At 62.6% G+C, this 23079-nt stretch carries 19 protein-coding genes and 1 pseudogene; 12 read left to right on the top strand and 8 right to left on the bottom strand.

Annotated features, from left to right (window positions below; genetic code table 11):
- Positions 1-496 precede the first annotated feature (496 nt).
- Positions 497-1129, top strand: coding sequence for a LysE family translocator (locus tag PI86_RS07555; protein ID WP_039320479.1), 633 nt, complete (start codon positions 497-499; stop codon positions 1127-1129).
- A 75-nt stretch (positions 1130-1204) separates the two neighbouring features.
- Here the strand turns inward: PI86_RS07555 and PI86_RS07550 are convergent, their stop codons facing one another.
- Entirely contained in the window at positions 1205-2833 is a 1629-nt protein-coding gene (locus PI86_RS07550; protein ID WP_039320477.1) for an NADP-dependent glyceraldehyde-3-phosphate dehydrogenase, read from the bottom strand.
- 460 nt (positions 2834-3293) lie between these two features.
- Positions 3294-4238 carry a LysR family transcriptional regulator gene (locus tag PI86_RS07545; RefSeq protein WP_039320475.1) on the bottom strand — a complete coding sequence of 315 codons (945 nt, stop codon included), beginning with the start codon at positions 4236-4238 and terminating at the stop codon, positions 3294-3296.
- A gap of 226 nt (positions 4239-4464) precedes the next feature.
- On the opposite strand from PI86_RS07545, the gene PI86_RS07540 reads away from it, so the two are divergent.
- The 5 genes and pseudogenes from PI86_RS07540 (at position 4465) to PI86_RS07525 (ending at position 9266) form a co-directional block, all read left to right on the top strand.
- Positions 4465-5493, top strand: a complete 1029-nt coding sequence (locus tag PI86_RS07540) for a DUF1338 domain-containing protein (RefSeq protein ID WP_014900365.1) — start codon at positions 4465-4467, stop codon at positions 5491-5493.
- Between the two features lie 163 nt (positions 5494-5656).
- Positions 5657-5995, top strand: a pseudogene (locus PI86_RS15680) (response regulator transcription factor); the annotation flags it as partial.
- A 165-nt stretch (positions 5996-6160) separates the two neighbouring features.
- Entirely contained in the window at positions 6161-6331 is a 171-nt protein-coding gene (locus PI86_RS07535) for a CsbD family protein (protein WP_039320472.1), read from the top strand.
- A gap of 415 nt (positions 6332-6746) precedes the next feature.
- Complete coding sequence (locus PI86_RS07530; RefSeq protein ID WP_039320469.1) at positions 6747-7898, top strand: branched-chain amino acid ABC transporter substrate-binding protein; 1152 nt, start codon at positions 6747-6749, stop codon at positions 7896-7898.
- A gap of 195 nt (positions 7899-8093) precedes the next feature.
- Positions 8094-9266, top strand: coding sequence for an NAD(P)/FAD-dependent oxidoreductase (locus PI86_RS07525; RefSeq protein ID WP_039320468.1), 1173 nt, complete (start codon positions 8094-8096; stop codon positions 9264-9266).
- A 118-nt stretch (positions 9267-9384) separates the two neighbouring features.
- Here PI86_RS07525 and PI86_RS07520 read toward each other — a convergent pair whose 3' ends face one another.
- From PI86_RS07520 to PI86_RS07505, 4 genes are read right to left on the bottom strand one after another with little or no spacing between them, the layout of a single operon-like run.
- Positions 9385-9957, bottom strand: coding sequence for a PAS and helix-turn-helix domain-containing protein (locus PI86_RS07520; protein ID WP_014900360.1), 573 nt, complete (start codon positions 9955-9957; stop codon positions 9385-9387).
- Positions 9958-9992: 35 nt separating this feature from the next.
- The gene (locus tag PI86_RS07515; RefSeq protein WP_039320465.1) at positions 9993-10565 is read right to left on the bottom strand and encodes a DUF5943 domain-containing protein; all 573 of its coding nucleotides are present in this window, start codon (positions 10563-10565) and stop codon (positions 9993-9995) included.
- A gap of 25 nt (positions 10566-10590) precedes the next feature.
- Entirely contained in the window at positions 10591-11562 is a 972-nt protein-coding gene (locus PI86_RS07510; RefSeq protein ID WP_039320463.1) for a dipeptidase, read from the bottom strand.
- A 55-nt stretch (positions 11563-11617) separates the two neighbouring features.
- Positions 11618-12964, bottom strand: coding sequence for an MFS transporter (locus PI86_RS07505; protein ID WP_039320460.1), 1347 nt, complete (start codon positions 12962-12964; stop codon positions 11618-11620).
- Positions 12965-13265: 301 nt separating this feature from the next.
- On the opposite strand from PI86_RS07505, the gene PI86_RS07500 reads away from it, so the two are divergent.
- The 4 genes from PI86_RS07500 (at position 13266) to PI86_RS15675 (ending at position 17397) form a co-directional block, all read left to right on the top strand.
- On the top strand, positions 13266-14711 hold the full coding sequence (locus PI86_RS07500) for a DEAD/DEAH box helicase (protein WP_039320458.1): 1446 nt from the start codon (positions 13266-13268) through the stop codon (positions 14709-14711).
- Positions 14712-14883: 172 nt separating this feature from the next.
- Entirely contained in the window at positions 14884-15075 is a 192-nt protein-coding gene (locus tag PI86_RS07495; protein WP_039320455.1) for a hypothetical protein, read from the top strand.
- A 772-nt stretch (positions 15076-15847) separates the two neighbouring features.
- Complete coding sequence (locus tag PI86_RS07490) at positions 15848-16423, top strand: hypothetical protein (protein WP_039320736.1); 576 nt, start codon at positions 15848-15850, stop codon at positions 16421-16423.
- A gap of 359 nt (positions 16424-16782) precedes the next feature.
- Positions 16783-17397, top strand: coding sequence for a type VI immunity family protein (locus tag PI86_RS15675; RefSeq protein WP_442854569.1), 615 nt, complete (start codon positions 16783-16785; stop codon positions 17395-17397).
- Here the strand turns inward: PI86_RS15675 and PI86_RS07480 are convergent.
- The gene (locus PI86_RS07480; protein WP_052319390.1) at positions 17394-18716 is read right to left on the bottom strand and encodes an McrC family protein; all 1323 of its coding nucleotides are present in this window, start codon (positions 18714-18716) and stop codon (positions 17394-17396) included. The two genes, PI86_RS15675 and PI86_RS07480, sit on opposite strands and share 4 nt — an antisense overlap.
- Positions 18713-20971 (bottom strand): AAA family ATPase, encoded by a 2259-nt coding sequence (locus PI86_RS07475; protein ID WP_052319389.1) that lies wholly within the window; start codon positions 20969-20971, stop codon positions 18713-18715. Before PI86_RS07475 ends, PI86_RS07480 begins: the two co-directional genes overlap by 4 nt.
- Before the next feature lie 607 nt (positions 20972-21578).
- Here PI86_RS07475 and PI86_RS07470 point away from each other — a divergent pair.
- Together PI86_RS07470 and PI86_RS07465 are read left to right on the top strand one after the other, a co-directional pair.
- On the top strand, positions 21579-22778 hold the full coding sequence (locus PI86_RS07470) for an aminotransferase-like domain-containing protein (protein ID WP_039320454.1): 1200 nt from the start codon (positions 21579-21581) through the stop codon (positions 22776-22778).
- Positions 22779-22788: 10 nt separating this feature from the next.
- Positions 22789-22977, top strand: coding sequence for a hypothetical protein (locus PI86_RS07465; RefSeq protein ID WP_039320451.1), 189 nt, complete (start codon positions 22789-22791; stop codon positions 22975-22977).
- Positions 22978-23079 lie beyond the last annotated feature (102 nt).

Below are 23079 nucleotides of genomic sequence, written 5' to 3'. Positions count from 1 at the left end.
TGCAGGTTCCGTACCAGTGCCGCGATCCGATTGTTGAGGAATGTTGACGCGTGCCGCTGCGCAGGCCATCGCGTCCCGCCGGTACTGGTTTGCACGGAAAATCGAAGCGGGCGTCCATACGCATCCGTCGGTGACAGTCGCGTGCGCGACAGGGGCCGGACCGATGAAATGCTTCAGCGATGTAACGTAACGCCGGGCTGAAGCCGGCTTCGTGTTGCCGTCGAGGAGCCGCTTGAAGGGCAGCGCGGGCGTGCTTCGTCGGCGTCTGTCCCGCGCCGGACGCCGGCTCGCGGTGATCTCCGCTGCGCGGCGGAGCGCTGCAATGGATGCACCGGATGTTTCAGATTCGAGACGTTTTTGCGCGTGGCGATCCGGGTGGGGGCGCGACGTACGTCACCGCGTTACCCAACTGGCCCAGTGAGTACGCCGCCAACTGTCCATGGGCAGATGTCGGGCATTTGCCAACAATCTGCGCATCATCCCCGCAAGGTTCGACATGAGCGTCCACGCCTTCTTCTCGGCCAACCTGCTGCTGGCCTACACAGCCTATTTTGTCGGTACGGCCAGCCCCGGCCCGAGCAATCTCGCGATCATGTCGGTCGCCGCGAACCATGGCCGCAAGACGGCGCTCGTGTTTGCGCTCGGCGTGATTTCGGGGTCGATGTTCTGGGCGACGGTGGCCGCGCTCGGCGTGTCGGCGGCGTTGCTCGCGTGGTCGAAGCTGCTGGTCGCGATCAAGCTGTTCGGCGGCGTGTACCTGCTGTGGCTTGCGTACAAGTCGGGCCGCACCGCGTGGTCGGCCAGGCCGGCCGCTGCGCTGCAGGCGGCACCCGATCAGAAGCTGTCGCGCTTCTACGCGCGCGGCGCGATGCTGCACCTGACGAATCCGAAAGCCATCCTGGTGTGGGTGTCGATCGTCGCGCTGTCGTCGAACGGCGCGGGCGCGTCGCACGGCACCGTGGTGCCGGGCTGCATCGTGATCGGCTGCCTGGTGTTCGGCGGCTATGCGCTGGTGTTCTCGACGGACGGCGCACGCCGGCTGTACGTGCGCGGCCGGCGCGCAATGGAAGCGTGTCTCGCGGTGGTGTTCGGCGTGGCGGGGATCCGCTTGCTCGTGTCGAACGTATGAACGTGCCACGCGTGCTCGTCCAGACCAACCGCCGCACGAACGCGCGGCGGTTGGTTCGTCGCATCGCCACCCGCTTCAGAAAATGAAGCCCGTGTTGATGAACTTCGAGTAGTGATCCGACACGATCGAGTCGAGCAGCTGCTTGCTGCCGTCGGTCTGCTTCGCCGCGACCATCGAGCGGATCGAGAACGCGCGCAGCGCGTCGGTCACCGACAGCGTGCCTTCCGCCGAGTCCTTGCGTCCCGCGAACGGGAACACGTCCGGCCCGCGCTGGCACTGGCAGTTGATGTTCACGCGGCACACCTGGTTCACGAGCGGATCGACGAGCGCGCCGATCTGCGCCGGATCGGAACCGAAGATGCTGACCTGCTGGCCGTGCTCGGACGTCGTCACGTAATCGAGCGCGGTTTCGACATCGTCGAACGGCGCGACCGGAATGATCGGCCCGAACTGCTCCTCGCGATACAGCTTCATCCCTTCGGACACCGGATACACGACGGCCGGGTAGAACAGCGTCTTGCTGAACTCGCCGCCTGACTGGTTGACGACCTGCGCGCCCTTGGCCTTCGCGTCGTCGATCGCATCGGTCATGTACGCGGTGCGATGCATGCCCGGCAGCGGCGTGATGCTGACGCCTTTCTCCCACGGCATGCCGATCTTCAACTGTTCGAGCGCGGCGGTGAAGCGCTTCAGGAATTCGTCGACGATCGAGCGATGCACGAGCAGCATCTTCAGCGCGGTGCAGCGCTGGCCGTTGAACGACAGCGCGCCGAGCAGGCACTCCTTCACGGTGAGATCGAGATCGGCGTCGGGCAGCACGATCGCCGCGTTCTTCGCGTCGAGGCCGAGGATCGCGCGCAGCCGGTGCGACTTCGGGTGCTGCTTCTTCAGGTGATCGGCGACCTTGCTCGAGCCGATCAGCGCGAGCACGTTGATCTTGCCCGACGCGAGCATGTGCGGCACGACCACCGCGCCCGGCGCGTAGATGGTGTTGATCACGCCCTTCGGGAACGCGTCGCGGAACGCCTCGAGCAGCGGTTCGAACAGCAGCGTGCCGTACTGCGGCGGCTTGAACACCACGGTGTTGCCCATCAGCAGCGCGGGGATCAGCGTCGCGAAGGTCTCGTTCAGCGGATAGTTGTACGGCCCCATGCACAGCACGACGCCGAGCGGCGTGCGGCGGATCTGGCCGATCGTGCCTTCGGCGATCACGAAGCGCGAGTTCGCGTTGTCGAGGTCCTTCAGCGCGTCGATCGTCTGCGTCATGTACGTGACGGTGCGGTCGAACTCCTTCTGCGAATCGGCGAGGCTCTTGCCGATCTCCCACATGATCAGGTTCACGACCAGCTCGCGCTGCGCGACCATCCGCTTGATGAAGTCCTGCATGCACGCGATGCGCTGCTCGACCTTCATCGTCGGCCACTCGCCGCGGCCCGAGTCGTACGCGCGCACCGCGGCGTCGAGCGCCGCGTCGCTTTCCGTCTCGCCCATCACCGGATAGCTGCCGATCTCCATCTGCGCGACGCTGCCGTCCGGCTGGCGCACGCACACGGGCGACAGCACGGTCTTGGTCGCGCCGTCCCACGGGCGCAATGCGCCGTCGACGAGCGACACGCGCTGGTGGATCGGCGCCGCGAGGCGGAACTCGGCGGGGATGTCTTGATAGGCGGGAAACAGCTGCTGCAGGGAAGCGGAATCAGGCATGACGGTCTCGTTTGACAGGTGTCCGGGAAGGACGGGCGATGCGGAATCCTGAGCTGAATGATCCTCGATCCTGAATCGGCATCATGACGCGCGGACGACGAAGCGTCACGCGAAAGGCTGGCCGAAACGCGGAATGGAACCAGTTCCATTTAAAAGGAACACCGCGCCGATTGCAAGATTTGCCGAACGCTGTTGTGCAATGCGTAAGGATTTTGAAGGATTGTTTCCGAATGCCGGGAATCAGCCCGTCAGACCATGCGCAAACGTTTCACTTTGGCCGGTTTGGGCGGATAATGCTCTCGCGCGGCGAAGAAAAAATTGCCCCGGAACCTGAGAGAAAACACACGCAGTGAAGAAATGTGAGAAGGTCCGCCGCGCTGCCGAAGCGAGGTCGGCTGCCCGGAGCGCCGGGTCGGGGTTGCCCGCCCGGCGCGCACCGGCCTGCCGCGCTACGCCGCACTCACTCGACGTCTTCGTCATCCTCGTCGTCAAGCTCTTCGTCCCGCCCCGGCGCCGCATAGGCGCTTGCCTGCTCCAGCAACCACGCACGAAACGATTCCAGCGGCTTGCTGTGGCTGAACTCCGTCGGATACACGAGGTAGTACGCTGAATCGCCGACCGTCGCCGCGTCGCACGGCACGATCAGGCCGAGCTGGTGCAACTGTTCCTCGACGAAGAACTTCGGCACCAGCGCGATCCCGAGCCCGGCCGTGGCCGCGCTGATCAGCATCGTATGCAACTCGTAGCGCACGCCCTGCATCGTGCGGATGTCCTCGACGCCGTGCGTCTCGAACCATTGCGCCCAGGCGCCAGGGCGCGTGGTGGAGTGCAGCAGCGGATACGCGAGCAGATCCTCCACGCGTTCGACCGGCCCGTCGAGCAGCGCGGGCGAGCAGATCGGCACGACTTCCTCGCCGAACAGGTAGTCGGACGACGTGCCGGGCCAGGTCGGCTTGCCGTAGTGGATCGCGGCCTCGAAGTGGGTGTCCTCGAACGAGAACAGGTCGGTACGGCTGCCCATGTTCACGCGCACGTCCGGCGTGCGGTCGTAGAAGCTCTTGATGCGCGGGATCAGCCAGTGCGACGCGAAGGTCGGCAGCACCGCGAGCTCCAGGTAGCCGCCGCCGCTGCCGTGCGCGATGATCGACAGCGTGTCGCGGTCGAGCGCCTCCAGCGCGCGCCGCACCTGCGTGCCGTACAGCTTGCCGGCGCGCGTCAGCACGACGCGCTGCTTCACGCGCGCGAACAGCCGCACGCCGAGGCTCGCCTCCAGCGTCGCGATCTGCCGCGATACCGCGCTTTCGGTCAGGAACAGCTCCTTCGCCGCGTGCGTGAAGCTCTCGTGGCGCGCCGCGGCTTCGAAAGCCACGAGCGCACCCATGTTGGGGATCTTGAATTTGCGCATGATGCTCGTTTTGTCTGACGAACGGACCCGCCCGAGGCGGGCCGGCGGACGAGTGCGGGGACTGCGAATAATTCCAAAAACTCATCACATATCAATTTAATCTCGCTTTACGCCCCACCGCAACCCTTTGAATAATGCATCCCACGCAAGGCCAGGCGCCCGTTGGGCGGCCGGCCACCTGAGTTGCCGGCACGTTTGCCGGCGGTCCCCCGAGACGAGAATCCTGATGCGCAATCCGAATATCGAGAGCTTGCTGACGAAGCTGCTGGGACAGGCGAAGACCGACGCCCTGTTCGCGACCCTGAACATGCCGGCCATCCTCGACGAGTGGGAAGCCGACGTCGTCACGCGTGCCGAAATCGCGCAGGCGATGAACATGGCGCTGTTCGAAGGGCTGCTCGAACGTTCGGCGAACGGCCGCGCGTACACGGCCGACGCGATCGAAAACGGCGGCTCGGTCTACTTCGACCACGGCGCGCTGCGCACCGTGCGCTGGCCGCACACGGGCGCGCTGCCGCCGGGCGAAGCCGCGTTCACGCGCATCCTGCGTCCGCTCGGCTTCCGCCTGAACGGCCGTTATCCGCTCGACAAGCTCGGCATGACCGGCCGCGCGTATGCGCACGAAGATGCACCGGACGAAATCGCGCAGTTCTTCGTCAGCGAACTGCATCCGGAGCGTTTCTCGAAGGAATTCCAGCAGGCCGTGACGAACGTCGTCAGCTCGTCGCGCGATCCGCTGTCGCCGGCGGCCGTCGCGCTGCTGTGGGAGATCGAGCGTGAAGGCTGGCTGTCGCTCGACGCCGCGCACGCGCTGCTGCCCGAGATCGTCGGCGCGTTCGCGCGCCAGCACGACCTGCCGAACGAACTCGACTACGAGACGCTGCTGCTCGAATCGGCCGAGATGGCGTGGATCGCGACCGAAGGCAACGCGTTCAACCATGCGACCGATCGCGTGATCGACGTGTTCAAGCTGTCCGACGACGAGAAGGCGAAGGGCCGGCCGATGAAGCCGGAAGTCGAGCGTTCGCGCTCGGGCCGCGTGTTCCAGACCGCGTATCGCGCGGACATTGTCGAGCGCGAGTTCCGCACGCGCGACGGCGGCACGGTGAAGCGCAACGTGCCGGGCTCGTTCTATGAGTTCATCACGCGCCGTCGCACGTTCGACCAGGCGGCGCGCCGCTGGGTGACGGACCTGCGTTTCGATGCGGGCAACGCGCAGGGCATCTTCAAGATGACGGCGAACGCGGCGAAGTAAGCGCAACGCACGATGACGGACGGGCCGGCGGCTGATCACAGCCGCCGGCCCGTTTTCGCTGGATGGGCGCCGCGCTCGTCAGAGCAGGTGCGTGACCAGGTAGAACAGCACCAGCACGCCGACCGGTGCGCCGAGCAGCCAGGCGATCAGATATTTGCCCATGTCGTGGTTTAGCCGCACGCTGATCGAGAAGCTCGCGAACGTGCGGCGCGCGAATGCGCCGGATGCGGGCGCGCAGCTGTCGGACCTCACCGCGCGCGAGCGCGACGTGCTCGATCTGCTGTGTCACGGCCTCGCTGACAAGGAGATCGCCGGCCGACTCGGGCTCGCGCCGAACACAGTGCGCAATCACGGCGCGACGATCTACGCGAAGCTCGACGTGCACAGCCGCGGCGAGGCGATCGTGTGAGCGCGCGAGCGCGGGATCGTCGGCGCGGCCGAAGCCAACGGCGCGCGCGGCGACAAGGAGGCCGGGAAGGGCGGTGCGAACGGCAAGGATTGACGCCGGGCGTCGGGCAGCGGTGCGAATGCACCATTCAGGCTGGCGCATCCGCATCTGCATCTGCCGCGCGCGGTGCGCGGTGCGCGGCTGCGATCCTGTCCACTCGGCGGTGCGGCCCATGCTGCCGTGCCGTCGACTCTCCCCAACTCATCGCAGGAGACGACCATGAACAGGAATCGCATCGAAGGCAAGCTCAAGCAAGTGAAGGGGTCGGTCAAGGAAGCGCTCGGCAAGTTGACAGACGACCGCGAGACGGAAGCGGAAGGCCTGGCGGAACAGCAGGCCGGCGAGGCCGCCGATGCGGTGTGCAAGCAGAAGGAAACCGATCGGCACTGACCGAATCGCGCGATGCGCCATGCATCGTCGTCCGTTGACCAAGTGATGATGCGCCATCGGCATTACCCGGCGCGGCCTTGGTGCAAAGGCACTGGCGCGCATCCCGCGTGACGTTTCCGATCCCGGCCCGCCGTCGCGCGGGCCGCGCACCGTCCGCAGCGTCGGAACTTGATGATAAATCCTCACAACATAGTTCCGATAATTCGTTTGCTGCACGGGTATTGGCTACCCACAATCGGTTCACCTCTTTCGCGCTGGCAGGTTCTCCGGAGACGGAACCGCGGCGATCGACCGACCGGCTGGCGACGCGCGTTGCGCGACATCCCGGCGGCCGACGGATCCACCGGCACGCGGGAGGTCGCCGACGCGCGATAGTCGCGCGTCGCATCCCGACCCACAGATGAAGGATTGGCCGATGACGTTCCGCATTCGTTCGCTTTCCGGCGTTGCACTGACTGCTGCGCTCTTCGCGTTCCAGACGGGCGCCGCCCATGCGCAGGAGACGGTCATCAAGGTCGGCGTGGCCGTGCCGCTGACCGGCAGCGGTGCCGCGTACGGCAAGGACATCGAGAACGGCGTGCGCATGGCCGTCGACGAAGCGAACGCCGCGCACACGACGATCGGCGGCAAGCCGGTCAAGTTCGTCGTCGCGTCGCAGGACGACCAGAGCGATCCGCGCGTGGGCGTGCAGGCTGCGCAGCAACTGACCGATGCGCAGGTGGCCGTCGTGATCGGCCATTTCAATTCGGGCACGACGTTGCCCGCATCGAAGATCTATGCGAAGGCCGGCATTCCGATGATCACGCCGTCGGCCACCAATCCCGACATCACGCGCGCCGGCCTCGGCACCGTGTATCGCGTGATCGCCACCGACACGCAGAACGCCGGCAATGCCGGTGCGTACGCGGCGAGCGTGACGAAGGCGAAGCGCATCGCGATCATCGACGACCGCACCGCGTTCGGCCAGGGCGAAGCCGACGAATTCGAGAAGGCCGCGAAGGCGAACGGCGGCACGATCGTCGCGCGCGAATTCACGAACGACAAGGCCGTCGACTTCAGCGCGCAGCTCACGAAGATCAAGAGCACGAATGCCGACCTGGTGTTTTTTGGCGGCCTCGACGCGCAGTCCGCGATGCTGGTCAAGCGCATGCGCCAGCTCGGCATCCGCGCGCAGTTTCTGGCCGGCGGCGGCGTGATGAACGCGAACTTCATCAAGCTCGCGGGCAACGCGGCCGAAGGCGCGGCCGTGTGGGAATACGGACAGCCGCTGTCGCGGCTCGCGAAGGGCAAGCAGTTCGAAACGAAATTCAAGCAGAAGTACGGCGTCGACATGCTCGCGTATGCGCCGTTCGCGTACGACGCGACCTGGATCGCGATCAATGCGATGCAGAAGGCGAACTCGACGAAGCCGGCCGATTTCAACGGCGCGCTGAAGGGCACGCGCTACGACGGCATCACGGGCACGATCGCGTTCACCAGCACCGGCGACCTGAAGAACCCGAGCTCGACGCTGTATGAAGTGAAGAACGCCGCGTGGCAGCCCGTCACCACGCAATCGACGGACTGAACACCTGCACCCGCGCGGACTTTCGCGGCGACGCCGGACGTGCTGAAATACCCGCAACGATCGGATGCGATCGCGGCGCATGTCGGGGGCGATTCAGCGGGTGGTCCGCACGCACGGCGCCGCGCGCGACGCGGCACGAACAACCTTCGGGCGCGGCCGGCTGGCAGCGCCCATTACGAGTAACCGGAGTCAGTCGTGAGTTCTCAAGTCGTCATCGTCGGCGGTGGTGTGATCGGCAGCTCGATCGCCTATTTCCTGCGCGCTACCGATCCGACGGTGTCCGTGACCGTCATCGAACGCGATCCCACCTATGCGAAGTCGTCGTCGGCGCTGTCGGCCGCGTCGATTCGCCAGCAGTTTTCGACGCCGCTGTCGATCGAGATGTCGCTGTTCGGTATCGAGTTCCTGCGCGATATCGGCGAGCGGCTCGAGGTCGACGGCAACCGGCCGTCGATCGACCTGCATGAAGGCGGCTACCTGTTTCTCGCGACGCCGGCAGGCGACGCGACGCTGCGGGAGAACCATGCGCTGCAGACGAAGCTCGGTGCCGATATCCGCCTGATGGATCGCGATGCACTGCGCGCGAAGTTTCCCTGGCTGAATGTCGACGATCTCGTGTCGGGCGCTTACGGTGTGAGCGGAGAAGGGTGGTTCGACGGCTACGGGCTCGTGCAGGCGTTGCGCAAGAAGGCGCAGGCGCTGGGGGCGCGGTATGTGCCGGCCGACGTGACCGGCGTGGTTCGCGACGATCGCAAGATCACGCATGTCGTGACGGGCGACGGCGAGCGTCATGCATGCGACACGCTCGTCAATGCGGCCGGCGCGTGGGCGCGCACGCTGTCGTCGATGATGGGCATCGACATTCCCGTGTATGCGCGGCGGCGCAGCATCTTCAACGTGTCGTCGCCGGCGAAGCTCACCGATTGCCCGCTGCTGATCGATCCGACGGGCGTGTATTTTCGGCCGGAAGGGCGCACGTATATCTGCGGGACGTCGCCGAGCCCCGATCGCGATCCCGACGATCTGCCGCTCGACGAGGTCGATCACGACCTGTTCGATGAAGTGATCTGGCCGACGCTCGCGAATCGCGTGCCGGAGTTCGAGGCGCTGCGCGTGGAGAACTGCTGGTCCGGGTACTACGAGTACAACGTGTTCGACCATAACGCGATCATCGGGCATCACCCGGAACTCGATAACGTCGTGTTCGCGAACGGGTATAGCGGGCACGGGCTGCAGCAAGGACCCGCGACGGGGCGCGGGGTGAGTGAACTGATTTTGGGTGGGCGGTACGAATCGCTCGACCTGTCGTCGCTCGGCTGGGAGCGTGTGCTGGAAAACCGGCCGATCGTCGAAAAGAACGTCGTGTAGCGCGGCGTGTCCGCCCGGTGTGGGGTGGGCGGGATTCTCCTAGTGTCTCAATCTGATTGGCCCGGCTTTGCCGGGCTTTTTTTGTCCGGAGCGGGGACGCCGCTCTTGCGCGCGCGGCTCAGGCCAGCAGGCAGGCGATGAGATCGTGTGTCGTTCGGACTTCGTACTTTCTCAACAAGCTCGCGCGATGGATGTCGACCGTGCGCGGACTGATGCTCAGCTCCTTGCCGATCTCCTTGCTGGTCAGGCCGTGAACCAGAAACGCCGCGACGTCGCGCTCGCGTTCGGTCAACGTGCTGGTGACGTCCGGATGCTTTGCGTCTCCCGACAGGTCGGTGAAGGTCCAGATAGCCAGCTCGAAGGGCCGCTTCGGGTTGTATCCGAAGCCGCAGACGGTGACCCAGAAATGGCTGCCGTCGATGCGCCGCATGATGCGGTCGTCGCTGAACCCCGCATGTTTCGCGAGCAGCGGCGCGAGGCGACGGCCGGTCGTCGCGAAGTCCTTCTGCTGTGGATAGAGCTTCGCGAACGACTGGTCGATGATGTCGTCGCGTGTCGCCCTGAACAGTTGCAGGGCTTTGTCGTTGCAATCGATCATGACGCGCTCCCTGGCCACGATGGCCGCGACCGGCAGATGCCTGAAGAGATCTTCGTAGTCGAGACTGGACATCGTGTCGGTCATGTTCGGCATCTTGTCGACAGGTCCGAACCGGGTTCGGACCAGGGCTATCGGGCAGGTTCACTCCTGTCTGATTGTAGCGCCTGCAGAAATTGTCCCCCGACATGAAACACGCAGCAATCGTGTCCCTCGCCCGCACACCGGGCTTCCGCCGAATGCGCACGCGGGCCTTTGCTCGCTGCGTCGGCCGCGGTGTCGTTGACCCAGTCCATCGCACCGGCGAACCAGCCCGCGAACATGTAGCAAAGCTTTCCATGCTTGCCGGGCTGTGCCAGTACGAACGACGAGTGATGCAGGTGGATGCGCGCATGCGACGTCGACGGATCGGCTTCGGCGATGCTGAACCTGCCCCAGCCACGCTGCGACAGGCGCTTCAGATAATGCTCGAACACGGCCATGCCGCTGATACCGTGTTTCTCGGCTTCCTTGTCGCACCAGTGATAGGCCGACTTGTAGCCGGCGTGGTAAAGAATCGACGCGTAGGTTTCGCGGCCGAGCGCTGCTTCGACAGCCACATGATTGTTCGTGAAGAAGTGACGCGGAACGTACAGCATCGGCAGTGCGTCGGTGATCCAGACACCGGTGTCCGGATCGACGTCGATGGGCAATTGAGGCTGCATGGCGGGTACGGGGTCGATGAACGACTCAACCGTTCCAGACTTCGCCGAATACCCGCAGCCAGTTCTCGCCCATCACCTTCCTGATGCGCGACTCGCTCCAGCCGGCGCGTTGCATCGCGGCCGTGAGGTTCGGGAATTCGCCGATCGTGCGAATGCCTTCAGGATTGACGACCTTGCCGAATTCCGTCAGGCGACGATAGCGGCCCTTGTCATGCGTGATCCAGTCGAAGAACTCGGTGCTGTAGCCCTGCGTGAAGTCCGTGCCGATCCCGACCTTGTCTTCGCCGATCACGTCGATCACGTATTCGATCGCTTCGAGATAATCGTCGATGGTCGCGTCGGCGCCGCGTCGCAGGAACGGCATGAACATCGTGACGCCTACGAAGCCGTTTGCTTCCGCGATCTCGCGCAATTGATCGTCCGTCTTGTTGCGCGGATGCTCTTTCAAGCCGGACGGGCAGCAGTGCGAGTAAGTGACCGGCTTCTTCGAACAGGCGATGGCATCGGACGAAGTCTTCGCGCCGACGTGCGACAGGTCCACCATGATGCCGACCCGGTTCATCTCCTGAATCACTTCGCGGCCATATCCGGACAACCCGCCGTCCGGTTCGTAGGAACCCGTGCCGACCAGGTTCTGCGTGTTGTAGCAGAGCTGCACGACATTGACGCCGAGCTCCTTGAACACTTCGATATAGCCGAGGTTGTCCTCGAACGCATAGGCGTTCTGAAAGCCGAAGATGATGCCGGTCTTGTTCTCCTTCTTTGCGCGCAGGATGTCGTCCGTCGTGCGCACCAGCGTGAGAATTTCACTGTACTCGCGGATTTGCTGCTTCATTTCCGCGATGTTGTCGATCGTCTTCTGGAAGTCCTCCCACACGGAGACAGTGCAGTTGACGGCCGTGACGCCGCCTTTGCGCATGTCTTCGAACACCGATCGCTCGAATTTCGAAATGTTCAGGCCATCGATGATGATGCTGGAATCGTGAAGGCTGGTCATGGCGTCTCTCTACGCGTTGATTTTTGTGGGCAGGATGCAGAAGGCGGACAGGTGCTCAAATGGCACGTTCGACGCCGCGCTTGGCGGACTGCGTGGTTTTCCCGGTCGCCGGACCGGCGTCTTCGAGCGCCGTCTTCGACGTTTCCGGCAGCGACAGACCGCCGATCATCGCGAAGATCGACACGGCGATCAGGTAGTACGCAGGCGACAGGTTGGTGCCGGTCGCGGAGATCAACCACGTGGCGACGAGCGGTGCGGTACCGCCGAAGATCGTGTACGCGAGGTTGTACGTGATCGCCGACGCGGTATAGCGGGTTTTCGTCGCGAACACTTCCGACATGAGCGGTGCCGTCACCACGCCCGAGAGCACCGCGCCAATCGCCAGAAGCGCGACGCCGATCAGCGACTGCGACAACACGCCCGAGCCGCCCAGCGAGAAGGCCGGATAAACCGACACGATGATGAAGACGCCGGTGGTGGCGATCGTTGCGCGGCGGCCGACGAGGTCGGAGAAGAAGCCGGCGAGCGGACACAACGCCGCCGCGAAGAGGAGGGCGAGGACCGTCACGAGGAGCGACGTGCCGCGCGACAGGTGCCCGGCGACTTGAAGGTACGTCGCGAAATAGGTTGTGAACGTGTAGAAGGACAGCGCCGTCACGGACACGAAGGCACCGAGCTTCAGGATATTCCACGACTGCGAGTGCAGGGTTTCCATCAGCGGGGCATGCGCAACGTCGTGCTTGCCTTCGAGTGCCTGGAACGCGGGCGTTTCGTTCAGGTTGACACGCAAGTAGACGCCGATGAGGCCGACCGGCGCCGCGATCAGGAACGGTACGCGCCAGCCCCATTCGATCATCGCCTGCGACGACAGCGACGACTCGAGCAGGTAGGCCACCACCGCCGCGCAAGCGAACGACGAGAAGGTCGACACCGGCACGAAGCTGCCGAAGAATGCGCGGCGGCGGCGCGGTGCATGTTCCATCACGTAGGCGCATGCGCCCGCGTATTCACCGCCCGCGGAGAAGCCCTGGACGCAGCGAATGACCGTGAGAAGCAACGGTGCCCAGTATCCGATGCTCGCGTAGGTCGGGAGCAGGCCGATCAACGTGGTCGAGCCGGCCATCATCAGGATCGTGAGCGCGAGCGTTCGCTTGCGTCCGATGCGGTCGCCGATCACGCCGAAGATGAGGCCGCCCAGCGGGCGGAAGGCGAAGGCCACCGCGAAGACTGCGAATGTCTTCAGGAGTCCGACGGTAGGGTCGCCGCTGGGGAAGAATTCTCGCGTCAGGATGGTGGCGAGAAAGCCGTATGCGGCGAAATCGAACCATTCGACGAAATTGCCGATTGACGCTGCGGCGATCACGCGGCGTAGCGTTTGGGTGTCGACGTCCTGGGTGGTCATGGTCGTGTCCTCTTTATGCTTGCGTTTCGTTGCGTGGCAAAACCATGGTAGGGACGCCAATTACCTAGGTCCATACGTGTCAATTACCTAGGTAATCGGGGGCGGGGTGGCGTGTGAGACGGTCGAATGCATCGAGTGCGAAGGGCGGTGCATGTTTGGCGGGGCGTTGCCGTTTGCGCGCGGTGGCTGCGCCTGCATCATTTCAGGCGGTATCGAACGCATGCGCACGGTGACGGCAGGGCAGACCGGCGCAACCAGGCGGTAACCGCTAGAATTGCGGTTTTTAGCCCGGAACGCGTCAATGTCTTTTGCCTCGCTTGGCCTGATCGAACCCTTGCTGCGCAATCTGCAGGACCTCAATTACCAGGTGCCTACGCCGGTGCAGGCGAAGGCGATTCCTGCCGTGCTCGGCGGCAAGGACGTGATGGCTGCGGCACAAACCGGCACGGGCAAAACGGCGGGTTTTGCGCTGCCGCTGTTGCAACGGCTGGTGCAACACGGCCCCGCGGTGTCCAGCAACCGCGCGCGCGTGCTGGTGCTGGTGCCGACGCGTGAACTGGCTGAACAAGTGCTGCAAAGCTTTATCGAATACGGCAAAGGCCTCGACCTGCGATTCCTGGCCGCGTACGGCGGTGTGAGTATCAACCCGCAGATGATGAAGTTGCGCAAAGGCGTGGATGTGCTCGTTGCCACGCCGGGCCGTTTGCTGGATCTCAACCGCCAGAACGCAGTGCAGTTTGACCAAGTGCAGACGCTGGTGCTGGATGAAGCCGACCGGATGCTCGATCTGGGCTTTGCGCGCGAACTCAACGCGGTCTTTGCCGCCTTGCCCGTCCAGCGCCAGACCCTGCTGTTCTCTGCCACATTTACCGACGATATCCGCGCCATGGCGGCGGGCATTCTGCGCGGCCCGGTCAATATCAGCGTCAGCCCGCCCAATGCCACGGCCAGCAAGATCAAGCAGTGGGTGGTGCCGGTGGACAAGCGGAACAAGCCCGACCTCTTCATGCACCTGGTGGCCGAGAACAACTGGGAGCACGCGCTGGTGTTCGTCAAGACCCGCAATGGCGTGGATTACCTGGCGGCGATGTTGAATGACGCGGGCTATGCGGTCGACACCATCCACGGCGACAAACCGCAACCCGCGCGCCTGCGTGCGCTGGAGCGCTTCAAGACGGGCGAAGTCAATATGCTGGTCGCCACCGATGTGGCGGCGCGCGGGCTGGATATCGACGACCTGCCGCTGGTGATCAACGTTGATCTGCCGATCGTGGCGCAAGACTATGTGCACCGTATTGGCCGTACTGGCCGCGCAGGCGCCAGCGGGGTGGCGGTGTCGCTGGTGTGTGCCGATGAAGCACCGCAACTGGCCGCGATCGAAGCGCTGATCCGGCAAACGCTGCGCCGTGAAGAAGAGCCGGGTTTTGAAGCTGAACACCGCGTGCCGGAAACCAGCGCGACGGGTCAGATCATCAAGAAGCCCAAAAAGCCGAAGAAGCCCAAAGTGCCGCAAGCCGGGGCGGGCGCCATGCCCGTGTCCGGCAAAAAAACGCGGCCGCAAGGTGGCGACAGCAAACGTAAGCCCGTGGCGCCGCGCGCTGGGGCTGCGGGTAAGGGGGCAGGCGTGTCCAGCGGCAGCCCGTTCAGCGTGCAAAAGCCGCGTAGCAAACCCGCCAGCAAGGCGGCGACGGGTTCAGGCAAGCCGGCCGGCAAACCTGCTGGTGGCCGCGGCAAACGCCAACCCTGATCCGTGGGGACGACTCACGCCAGCCATCGAACCGGCTGGCGGTTCGGGGGCGCCGGCCGGCAACGGCGTGGCTTCGACGTGCATCAGGTCAGCGGGTAACCGGCTGCCGGGGTTGCATACGGAATCGTGGAAGCTAGACTGAAAGTTCCCCTTGCAAACCACGGAGGGAGACATGACGACGACCATCTATGTCGTGAAGACCGGCCAGCAGTTCCTCTGCACCGGCGAGGACGGCGACATCGGCATGGCACCGGAGATTCAGGAGGCCATGTCCTTTCTGTCGTATGAAGAAGCGAAAAAGGCGGCGAACGCGAATGCCGACCCCGGGTTCGAAATCCTGGCCGTCGAAATTACCACCCGCTGACGTGGCGTCCGCTGCCGGGCGCTCGGTGCCGCGTTGTCGCACCACCCGGCAAACGGCCGTTCGACCCGTGTGATGAAAGTCGCAAGATCGGCCGTTTGCAGCACCGTCGACGTCGGGATCGGCCGCGTTGCGTTCGTCCGGAGTTTCCGTGCACGTCCATTCTCTTCATACTCGCGCAATCCGACGGAGCCGTATGTGTTTCTGTTCCTATAATAAGATGGTTTATTAAAAACTATAATCAAAACGACATTTATTCAATTATAAGAATTTCAGTGTCTTTTAATTGCTAAAAGAACTTGGCGTCGCCTTGTAATCCCGCAAGCGCACGTCTATGTTCGATCAATAACAAAAACGCCTGCTCGCCAGGTTGTGGGCTGCGTTGTGTCCCGGGGACAGTCGGTAGTGAATGAAGAGAAGGAAGGCGGCGACTATGGACACTTGCTTCACGCGCACGGTCTAGACACCCTACGTCTCTATCATCAAGCATCCGCTTAACTGTACGGCCACACCGAGCGCCGGGTGACGTCACGTCTGCGCGTTTGCTTGTCCATCGGTAGTCAACGGGTGCTGTCCGGCACGCCGCGGGAAGCCGGTCATACGTTGCCACCAAAATCCCGAAACTGAGCGGCAGGCGTTTCGCAAACAATCGTAGCGAAGCGAAGCCGTGTCGTTTTTCGACTCCTGCTAACGAGTCTGCGCAGTGCGGTCGATAAAGCAGCAATTCTCTCTGCTTGATCAAGTCGAGCGCCCGATTCATGACATGGAGATGAACATGAAAAGCAAGCATCTAAGTGTTTGGTCCGCAACAGCTGTTGCCCTCCTATCTCTCAGTGGTGCCGCGCAGGCCGACGGCCTTTGCTCGAACGCGACCCTAAAGGGACAGTTTGGGTTTATCGGTCACGGAGAGATTCTTGGACTGATCGGCGCTGACGGCAAGGTGCATCCGTATGCGGCGCCGTCGATCCTCGATGACGTCGCCCTGGTGACGTTCGACGGCACGAGCCATTTTTCACGCACCGACTTCGGGGCGATCGGCGGGCTGCCGAAGGGTGGGCAGACGACATTCAATCCGAACCAGACCGGAACGTACACGGTGAACTCCGATTGCACCGGCACCATGCAAACCGTCTATACCACCGGCGGTGCCGTGCCGGCCGGCGTCGAGACCGATCTGAACATCGTCGTCGCTGCCGACGGAACGCTGATCGAATCCGTTGTCTACCGGGCGGTTACCGTGGCAGGCCAGAGCGCCGACGGCTTGGTAAAGTGCCCGCCGAATTGCGAGCAGGGTGTGCAAGAAACCTTTGAAGGGAAGAAGGTGTTTGCGCACGGTGATCGCCACGACTGATTGTCGGATCTTGGTCGCTGCCGTTCGGATGGGGGCGGGCCGAACGGCAGCGGTGGGGTGATGACGGTTGATTTCTTGAGAGAGCGTGGGAGGATGGTGTGGCGCACTATTTTTCCCGAACGACGATAAGGCCGATGTTCGCGAGGCAATGGCGGAATGTTTCCGGAACTACTCGGCATTTGCGGGCGACCGGCTGAAATGGCTCGCGCGTGATGGTCGGCAACCGGTGAAACTGAAGGGCGGCAAGATCGACGAGACCGCGCTGATCAACGCACCGGACGAGCAAGCTGCCACTGCAATCTGTATCGTCCGGCGACAGGGCAAAGGACGCCGGCCGGTGGGAGTTCCGTGTCTTCGGGTTGCCGAAGCGGATGGAGAGGCCGGATGGAGGCGCGAGCACGCGTACGTTTTCGGTTCCGGCCCCTTTCTTGTTTGCGCGTCCAGCAGCATTCCAGAAACTCTTCGTCGACTTTTCCCGTCGTCTGAACGTCTTCAGCGGCTACGCTTGCCATGCGGTCAATCTGAGCCGGACCGAGTGCGACGAGAACGAGCCAACCGAGTATTGGCTATCGAAGCGCAACATCGCGCTCGATGTTGGTGATCCGGTGATCAGCGCGATGCGCCTGCGCGACAAAATCAAAACCGTCGGTTGGTTGACGGCGATCGATAACCAGATGCTCGAGACGGTCGGTGGGTTGGTTGCCCTTCGAAGCGAGCTGCCCCCTAACTGGTTTGCGTTCTACGACATCGATGGTGGCGTAGTTATTCAGGCTGGAGCGGAACCGTTGCCGGGCGACGCGCCGGACGCAGACGGAAAGACGCAGCCAGTCGCACCTGCGAACTATGTGGTTCTCAACGCAATCGTCGAAAGGAGCATCGTGCAGTGTTTTCCGGTTGGAACGAGCTGGATCCTGCCTGCGGCTCAATCTGTTTGGCCCGACGTCGCCGGGCCTTTTGCGGCGGCGCGCGTCTAACGGGACCGTGGCTCGTACCGGTCGAATTTGGTCATGCGGAGGGGCATTGCGAGCACTTCCGGAAGCGACAGCTCGTCTGTTTCGAGATCGAACGGAAGCGCCCAGACTCTCAACCCGCCGCGGAACTCGAATGGCGGAAGCGGCATTCGGAAGCCATTCCACGCGGGATAAATCAGTAGCATATCGCCGGAGCCATTCTGATAGTAATGACCGTAAGCGAACAATTGATAGAAATCGGCCTGACTCAAACCATACTTGCCCGCTGCATCGGACGACTCAAGGCGCTTCCATTTTGCGTCCAGAACCCAGCGGCGATTCTGTAGACTGAGCAGCATATCGGGGCGCAATTGAAACAGCGATCTCTCTTGATGGATGCACAGCGAATGAAGGCGTGACTGGGTCGTTAATTGCGCATCGGGGGCAAGCCGGCGCTTCAACGCCTGGTACACATGGTGCTCGAATAACCGTTCCATCGGAAAGAGAAAGCTAATCCCTCGCCACTCGCCGCGGACCGCGAGTGGTACATGTCGATGAAGAATCAACTCGCACCACGGCTTGACGGTTTCGTAATGCGCCATCAGGCGATCACTGCGCCATTTCTTCAGATCTTGCTCGGGATCACGGCATGCCGGGATATCCCGAAACAGATCCGCCAGTTCGCGAGTTAACCGCCAATTATCAGGATCCCGTGTACGACGTAGCGTGAAATCCAGGCACGTCCGGATCAAGCGATTCTCGGGCCGGTTCGGATCGAAGACGCTGTGGCGAATCTCGAACAAGTGACGTTGGTGGACTGGCGCGCGCAGTTGGCGGGCGACGTGCAACTGTCCACGCAGATACCGCTGCTGTTCTTCGACCTGAATGTAGTCGGATCGTACGCCGCGTTTGGTGAGCCGTCCTACCGCGTCGAGGAACTGGCGAATGACCCATTCCGAAAGCGGTGCGTCGTAGCGCTCCAGCGCAGCCTCCGAGGTTTCGCGCGCCGGCAGGTCAAGCGCAGTGGAGATCAGTTTGCGCAATAGCCGCCGCGCAGCACGACATTGACTGTCTGCGTCGCCGGCGTTGCCATCGACATGCTTGGGCAGGATCTCGATGACTTGCCCGCATGGCGATTCCAACACGCCGACGAAATTGTCGAGTTGCAGGCTGACGCGTCCGTCGACCTGAAGTAACCGAGCCCCTTCGCTGCGGAACTTTCCGGCCATTCGGCACAGCCACTCGAAGGCGGTCTGAGAAATTTGAGCGTAGTCGATCGTCGGCTTCGATACCTGCGAGGTTGTCAGCCGCGCATATTCGCGAACGACGACATGATCGATCATTGGCCGTCCCTGTGCATCATATCGAGCGTATCGCTACCATCGATCGTTTTGCTAACGCCCGTGGCCGGGACCGCGTCACTGGTGATCGTCAACGCATAGCTCGATGCCCGGCCGAACGCAGCATGATTGATCTCGAAGCGTGACAGGCGCGGCTCGAGACCTTCTACGTGTCCGAAGAGTTCCACCGTATCAACCAGCACTTCCCTGATGAATCGGTCTGCGCCCGCATCCTTGCGATGGTCGTTCAACACCCATTGAATATGCTTCCAGTCCTCGAAGAAGTACTCCTGCAGCAATGGGAGCACCATACGCTGAAAGATATTCGCCAGACGATCAAGATCAGGTGCATCGACGAGAGGCATGAAGTAGGCGTGACCGATGCAATGTTCGCGATCGAGCAGCACTTCGATGCGCCGATTGATGGCTCGTAGCAGCTTGCCGATATCGATGCCGCTTACTTCTACGCCGTCCAGTAATTCAGGTTGCGGCGCCATTTCGACGAAGGAGAAGCGTCGCCGCAATGCAATGTCCAGCCCGGAAAGCGAGCGATCGGCGGTATTCATCGTGCCGATGATATGGAGATTTTCCGGTACGCCGAATGGCTCCTTCGAGTAAGGCAAAACGACTTCGAGCGCGTCGTGACTGCCCAAGCGCTTTGATGGTTCAATCAGTGTGATGAGTTCACCGAATATACGGGATACGTTCCCGCGATTGATTTCGTCGATGACGAGCACGTACGGCCGTTGGGTGGCGATGGCGTTGAGATGTGTGTCACCAGCCGGTTGTGCATCGCTTTTGATGATGGCATCAAGCAGCAACGGCCACTTGAAGCGTGTCAACCGATACACCGTCTTCTGAACGAATATCGCGCCGTCGTTAAGGGGCTTTGCGGCGATGTTTAGACCCGTGTATAGCCAATCGACTTTCAGCGTATGCGGGTAGTGCGGATCGCAGTCCGATTCCGAGTCGTAAGCATACTCGCGCGTGACGACGCCGACTGCCCCGATCTTGTCCTGGCCGTCGATGCTGACGAGGATGTCGCCCACCGCAATTTCTCTCGCGAACAGTCCGACGGTGCTCCGGTCATTCGTACCGAGCGATTCGAAATAGCGACGCCCCTCATCGGTCTGATGGCGCATGTCGCCAAGATCCGGCCAGCCGATTCGGGCTTCACCATGTTGCAGGCAGTAGGTTTTGACTGGCGAAGGCCCTGTGCCGCCGATCGAAATTTTCCAGATTGCCACGTCGTTCGGTATGTCGATCGTCGATACGCTACTTACCGAGATATGCTTCGCATCACGAACAATCTGCTTGAAGACTCCGTCTTCGATTTTGTATTTAATCTGGCCGTTATCATCGGAGTGGGCGCGTAACCCCTCCACGAAATCTTCGTAGCTGAAGCTCTGATGGAACGTCACGAAACGGACGCGTTGCTCTTCGGCCAGTTCGTCAAAACGGGTTTTGAGTTCGTTGCGTAGTCCAAGGTTTGCGTCGAAGAACTCTGGGTCGAGAATCCGAACGGCGGCCTCAATCGTACGATATGTCTTTCCTGTCCCCGGCGGGCCATAAAGTATCTGATTGAGATTGGTTTCCGATACGCGATTGATAGTGGTCGACATCTCTGTTTCAGAAGGCGGGGCGGCCATGCGAGCCGATATGTGGTAAATCTCGTCGCTCGTCGCGTCCTGTGTGATGACCAGAACCGTGCCGGCTCGGTACGATGCCTGGAAGCGACTGTTGAAGCGTGCCTGGATACGGCCGTGCTTTGCCAGCACACACGTCTGTACGGTCTGACCGTCGGGCCATACCAATGTGAATCGACGACGGCTGGTTCCGGTGTCGTCAGCGACAAAATCCGGCGGAAAGAAGTCTCGCGATCCATTGACGGTGATGTAGCCGTTCTTGATTGCGCCCTCCGTCAACTTGACAGACATTGCCCTGCGTTGATCAGTGGAACGTGTGCGGCAGAAATTCACCCATTCACGGATGCCGCTTCGAACGTTTGCAGAATTGCGGTTGCCGATGTCCTGAAACGTACCGCCGCTCCCGTAGTCGTCCAGCAACTTCAGGAGGCGCTCGGAATCAACGATGCCGAAAACGCTCGTGCCGTGGTGCGCCGAGATAACGTTGACGCCAGAGACGTAGGCGTCTGCCGTGCTCTTCATCTTGCCAGTCTCATGCAGCCACGTGCGAAAGTCCCGTTTGGCCGCGTCAATCTTGGCGCTCTCGTCCGAATCGCTCAAGAAGTCGCTCATACGGCCGGTCTCGTGGCGAGGCGGATAGCAGATATTGCCCGCATGGTCGTTGCAGCCGGAATCCTGGAACCGGTGTGACAAACAAGTTGAAATCGTTGGTCTGTAGTAGTTTTCATTAGCACTCGATCTGTCGCATCACAACAGATGAACTGAATGTCGATATCTGAATTTATTCGTTTCGCAATTGTGCTACTTGCTGTGCGATCAGGTGCATAGCTCGCGAACCCCGACGAGAGTCTACCTGCTTCGCCGGTCAGCGACGTCCAGTTGATGATGCAAGGCACCCGGCCTTCAGCGTTTCGGTAGATCGATAGGGGAAAGATCTGCCTGATCGCAAGTGACGTCGACCGAGATCGGAGAAGGACTTTCTGACAAGCAATGAGTCGGGAGCGGGTTCCCGGACTGTTTGATGGCGGTCCCTATGTCGCTCGACTGCCCCTCAATTAATGACCAAACCGCAAGACCTAGTGCATAGATATCGTTTGCCGCAGCGTTAATGACTATCGACAATCGTGGCTCGAATTCCCCGCCGTCGCGCCAGAAGCACCGCGGCGGGGCGGCACCTGTCGGCTATCCCGGCCGTCCGTGCCATCCAGCTCACGACGACATGTACGCGTTCACGCCCTCATTCCAAAACCCTGCCGGATCGCCGATCCGCGAGCTGTTCAAATACCTCTCCGAACCGGGGATGATTTCCTTCGCGGGCGGCTACCCGGCCAGCGAGCTGTTCGACGTCGACGGCCTGAACACCGCCGCCGAACGCGCGTACGCGCAGCCGGTCCGCTGCCTGCAATATGGCCCGACCGACGGCCTAGCCGAACTGAAGCAGCAACTGATCGCATTGATGGCGCGCCGCAGCGTGACGTGCACGCCGGCCGAACTGCTCGTCACGACCGGCTCGCAGCAGGGCCTCGACCTGCTGCTGCGCGTGATGGTTGCCCCGGGCGACGTCGTGCTGACCGAACAACCGGCTTACCCGGCAACGCTGTCGGCGATGCGACTGCAACAGGCGCGTATCGTCACGATCCCCGTCGACGGCGCAGGCCTCGACGTCGACCGCCTGGCATCGCAGCTCGCATCCGGCGCGATCGCGCAGCCGAAGCTGCTGTACACGGTCCCGACCTTCGCGAACCCGACCGGCGCGACGCTCACGCGTGAACGCCGCTTGAAACTGTTGCGTCTCGCGGTGCAATACCGTTTCCTGATCGTCGAGGACGATCCCTACGGCGACCTGCGTTTCGCGGGCGAACCGGTGCCGTCGATGCTCGCACTCACCCGTGAAGTCGAAGGCTCACGCGACTGGATCGTGCACTTTGCGAGCCTGTCGAAAATCGTCGCGCCGGGGCTGCGCGTGGGCTGGACGATCGCGCCGGCCGAGATCGCGCGGCGCTGCGTAATCGCGAAGCAGACGGTCGACCTGTGCAGCACGCCGTGGACGCAAGCCGCCGCCGCCGAATATCTCGCCGACGGCGCGCTCGAACGCCATCTGCCGCGCATCACGGCCGCTTACAAGGGCAAATGCGACGCGATGTGCGACGCGCTGCGCGACGGCTTCGGCGATGCGATCACGTTCCATCGTCCCGAAGGCGGGATGTTCGTGTGGGCGCGGATCGGCGCGGTGTCGTCGGACGCGCTGCTGCAGCAGGCGATCGCGAACAAGGTCGTGTTCGTGCCGGGCAAGGCATTCTTCGCGGACAACGTCGACGCCGCATCGCTGCGCCTGTCGTTCGCCGCGCCCGACGTCGATGCGATCCGGGAAGGCGTGGCGCGCCTCGTGCGCGCGTATGGTGCGGCTCTGGCCGCGTGAGGAGACACCTATGAACATCATCATCAACGACACCGCATGGATGGACGAAGCGCCGGGCATGGCCGATATCCGTCCGGTCGAGCACAAGTCGTCGCAGATCAGCGCGGGGCCGCAGTACGTCGCCGACGTGCTCGGCCGCTTCGGCGGGGATTCGACCGACACGAGCGACGCCGCGCCGGTCGTGCTCGGCTACAACTGAACCACGCGGCGGCGGACTCGCAACGAAAGCCGCAAGCGCTTCGCGAGCACCGCCGCTGAAACGGTTAAGCTAGCGCGATCGAATCCCGCAGGCTTGCTGCGC

It is taken from the genome of Burkholderia sp. A9, assembly GCF_000801975.1.
Note: the sequence above shows the minus strand (reverse complement) of the source record. Positions and strands in the feature narration are given on the sequence as shown.

Coding starts and splice junctions, on each gene's coding strand:
- PI86_RS07490 (WP_039320736.1), top strand. CDS start 15,848: ATGAAAAGCAAGCATCTAAGTGTTTGGTCCGCAACAGCTGTTGCCCTC.
- PI86_RS07555 (WP_039320479.1), top strand. CDS start 497: ATGAGCGTCCACGCCTTCTTCTCGGCCAACCTGCTGCTGGCCTACACA.
- PI86_RS07500 (WP_039320458.1), top strand. CDS start 13,266: ATGTCTTTTGCCTCGCTTGGCCTGATCGAACCCTTGCTGCGCAATCTG.
- PI86_RS07515 (WP_039320465.1), bottom strand. CDS start 10,565: ATGCAGCCTCAATTGCCCATCGACGTCGATCCGGACACCGGTGTCTGG.
- PI86_RS07505 (WP_039320460.1), bottom strand. CDS start 12,964: ATGACCACCCAGGACGTCGACACCCAAACGCTACGCCGCGTGATCGCC.
- PI86_RS07465 (WP_039320451.1), top strand. CDS start 22,789: ATGAACATCATCATCAACGACACCGCATGGATGGACGAAGCGCCGGGC.
- PI86_RS07480 (WP_052319390.1), bottom strand. CDS start 18,716: ATGATCGATCATGTCGTCGTTCGCGAATATGCGCGGCTGACAACCTCG.
- PI86_RS07540 (WP_014900365.1), top strand. CDS start 4,465: ATGCGCAATCCGAATATCGAGAGCTTGCTGACGAAGCTGCTGGGACAG.
- PI86_RS07545 (WP_039320475.1), bottom strand. CDS start 4,238: ATGCGCAAATTCAAGATCCCCAACATGGGTGCGCTCGTGGCTTTCGAA.
- PI86_RS07535 (WP_039320472.1), top strand. CDS start 6,161: ATGAACAGGAATCGCATCGAAGGCAAGCTCAAGCAAGTGAAGGGGTCG.
- PI86_RS07495 (WP_039320455.1), top strand. CDS start 14,884: ATGACGACGACCATCTATGTCGTGAAGACCGGCCAGCAGTTCCTCTGC.
- PI86_RS07475 (WP_052319389.1), bottom strand. CDS start 20,971: ATGAGCGACTTCTTGAGCGATTCGGACGAGAGCGCCAAGATTGACGCG.
- PI86_RS07550 (WP_039320477.1), bottom strand. CDS start 2,833: ATGCCTGATTCCGCTTCCCTGCAGCAGCTGTTTCCCGCCTATCAAGAC.
- PI86_RS07510 (WP_039320463.1), bottom strand. CDS start 11,562: ATGACCAGCCTTCACGATTCCAGCATCATCATCGATGGCCTGAACATT.
- PI86_RS07470 (WP_039320454.1), top strand. CDS start 21,579: ATGTACGCGTTCACGCCCTCATTCCAAAACCCTGCCGGATCGCCGATC.
- PI86_RS07520 (WP_014900360.1), bottom strand. CDS start 9,957: ATGCCGAACATGACCGACACGATGTCCAGTCTCGACTACGAAGATCTC.
- PI86_RS07530 (WP_039320469.1), top strand. CDS start 6,747: ATGACGTTCCGCATTCGTTCGCTTTCCGGCGTTGCACTGACTGCTGCG.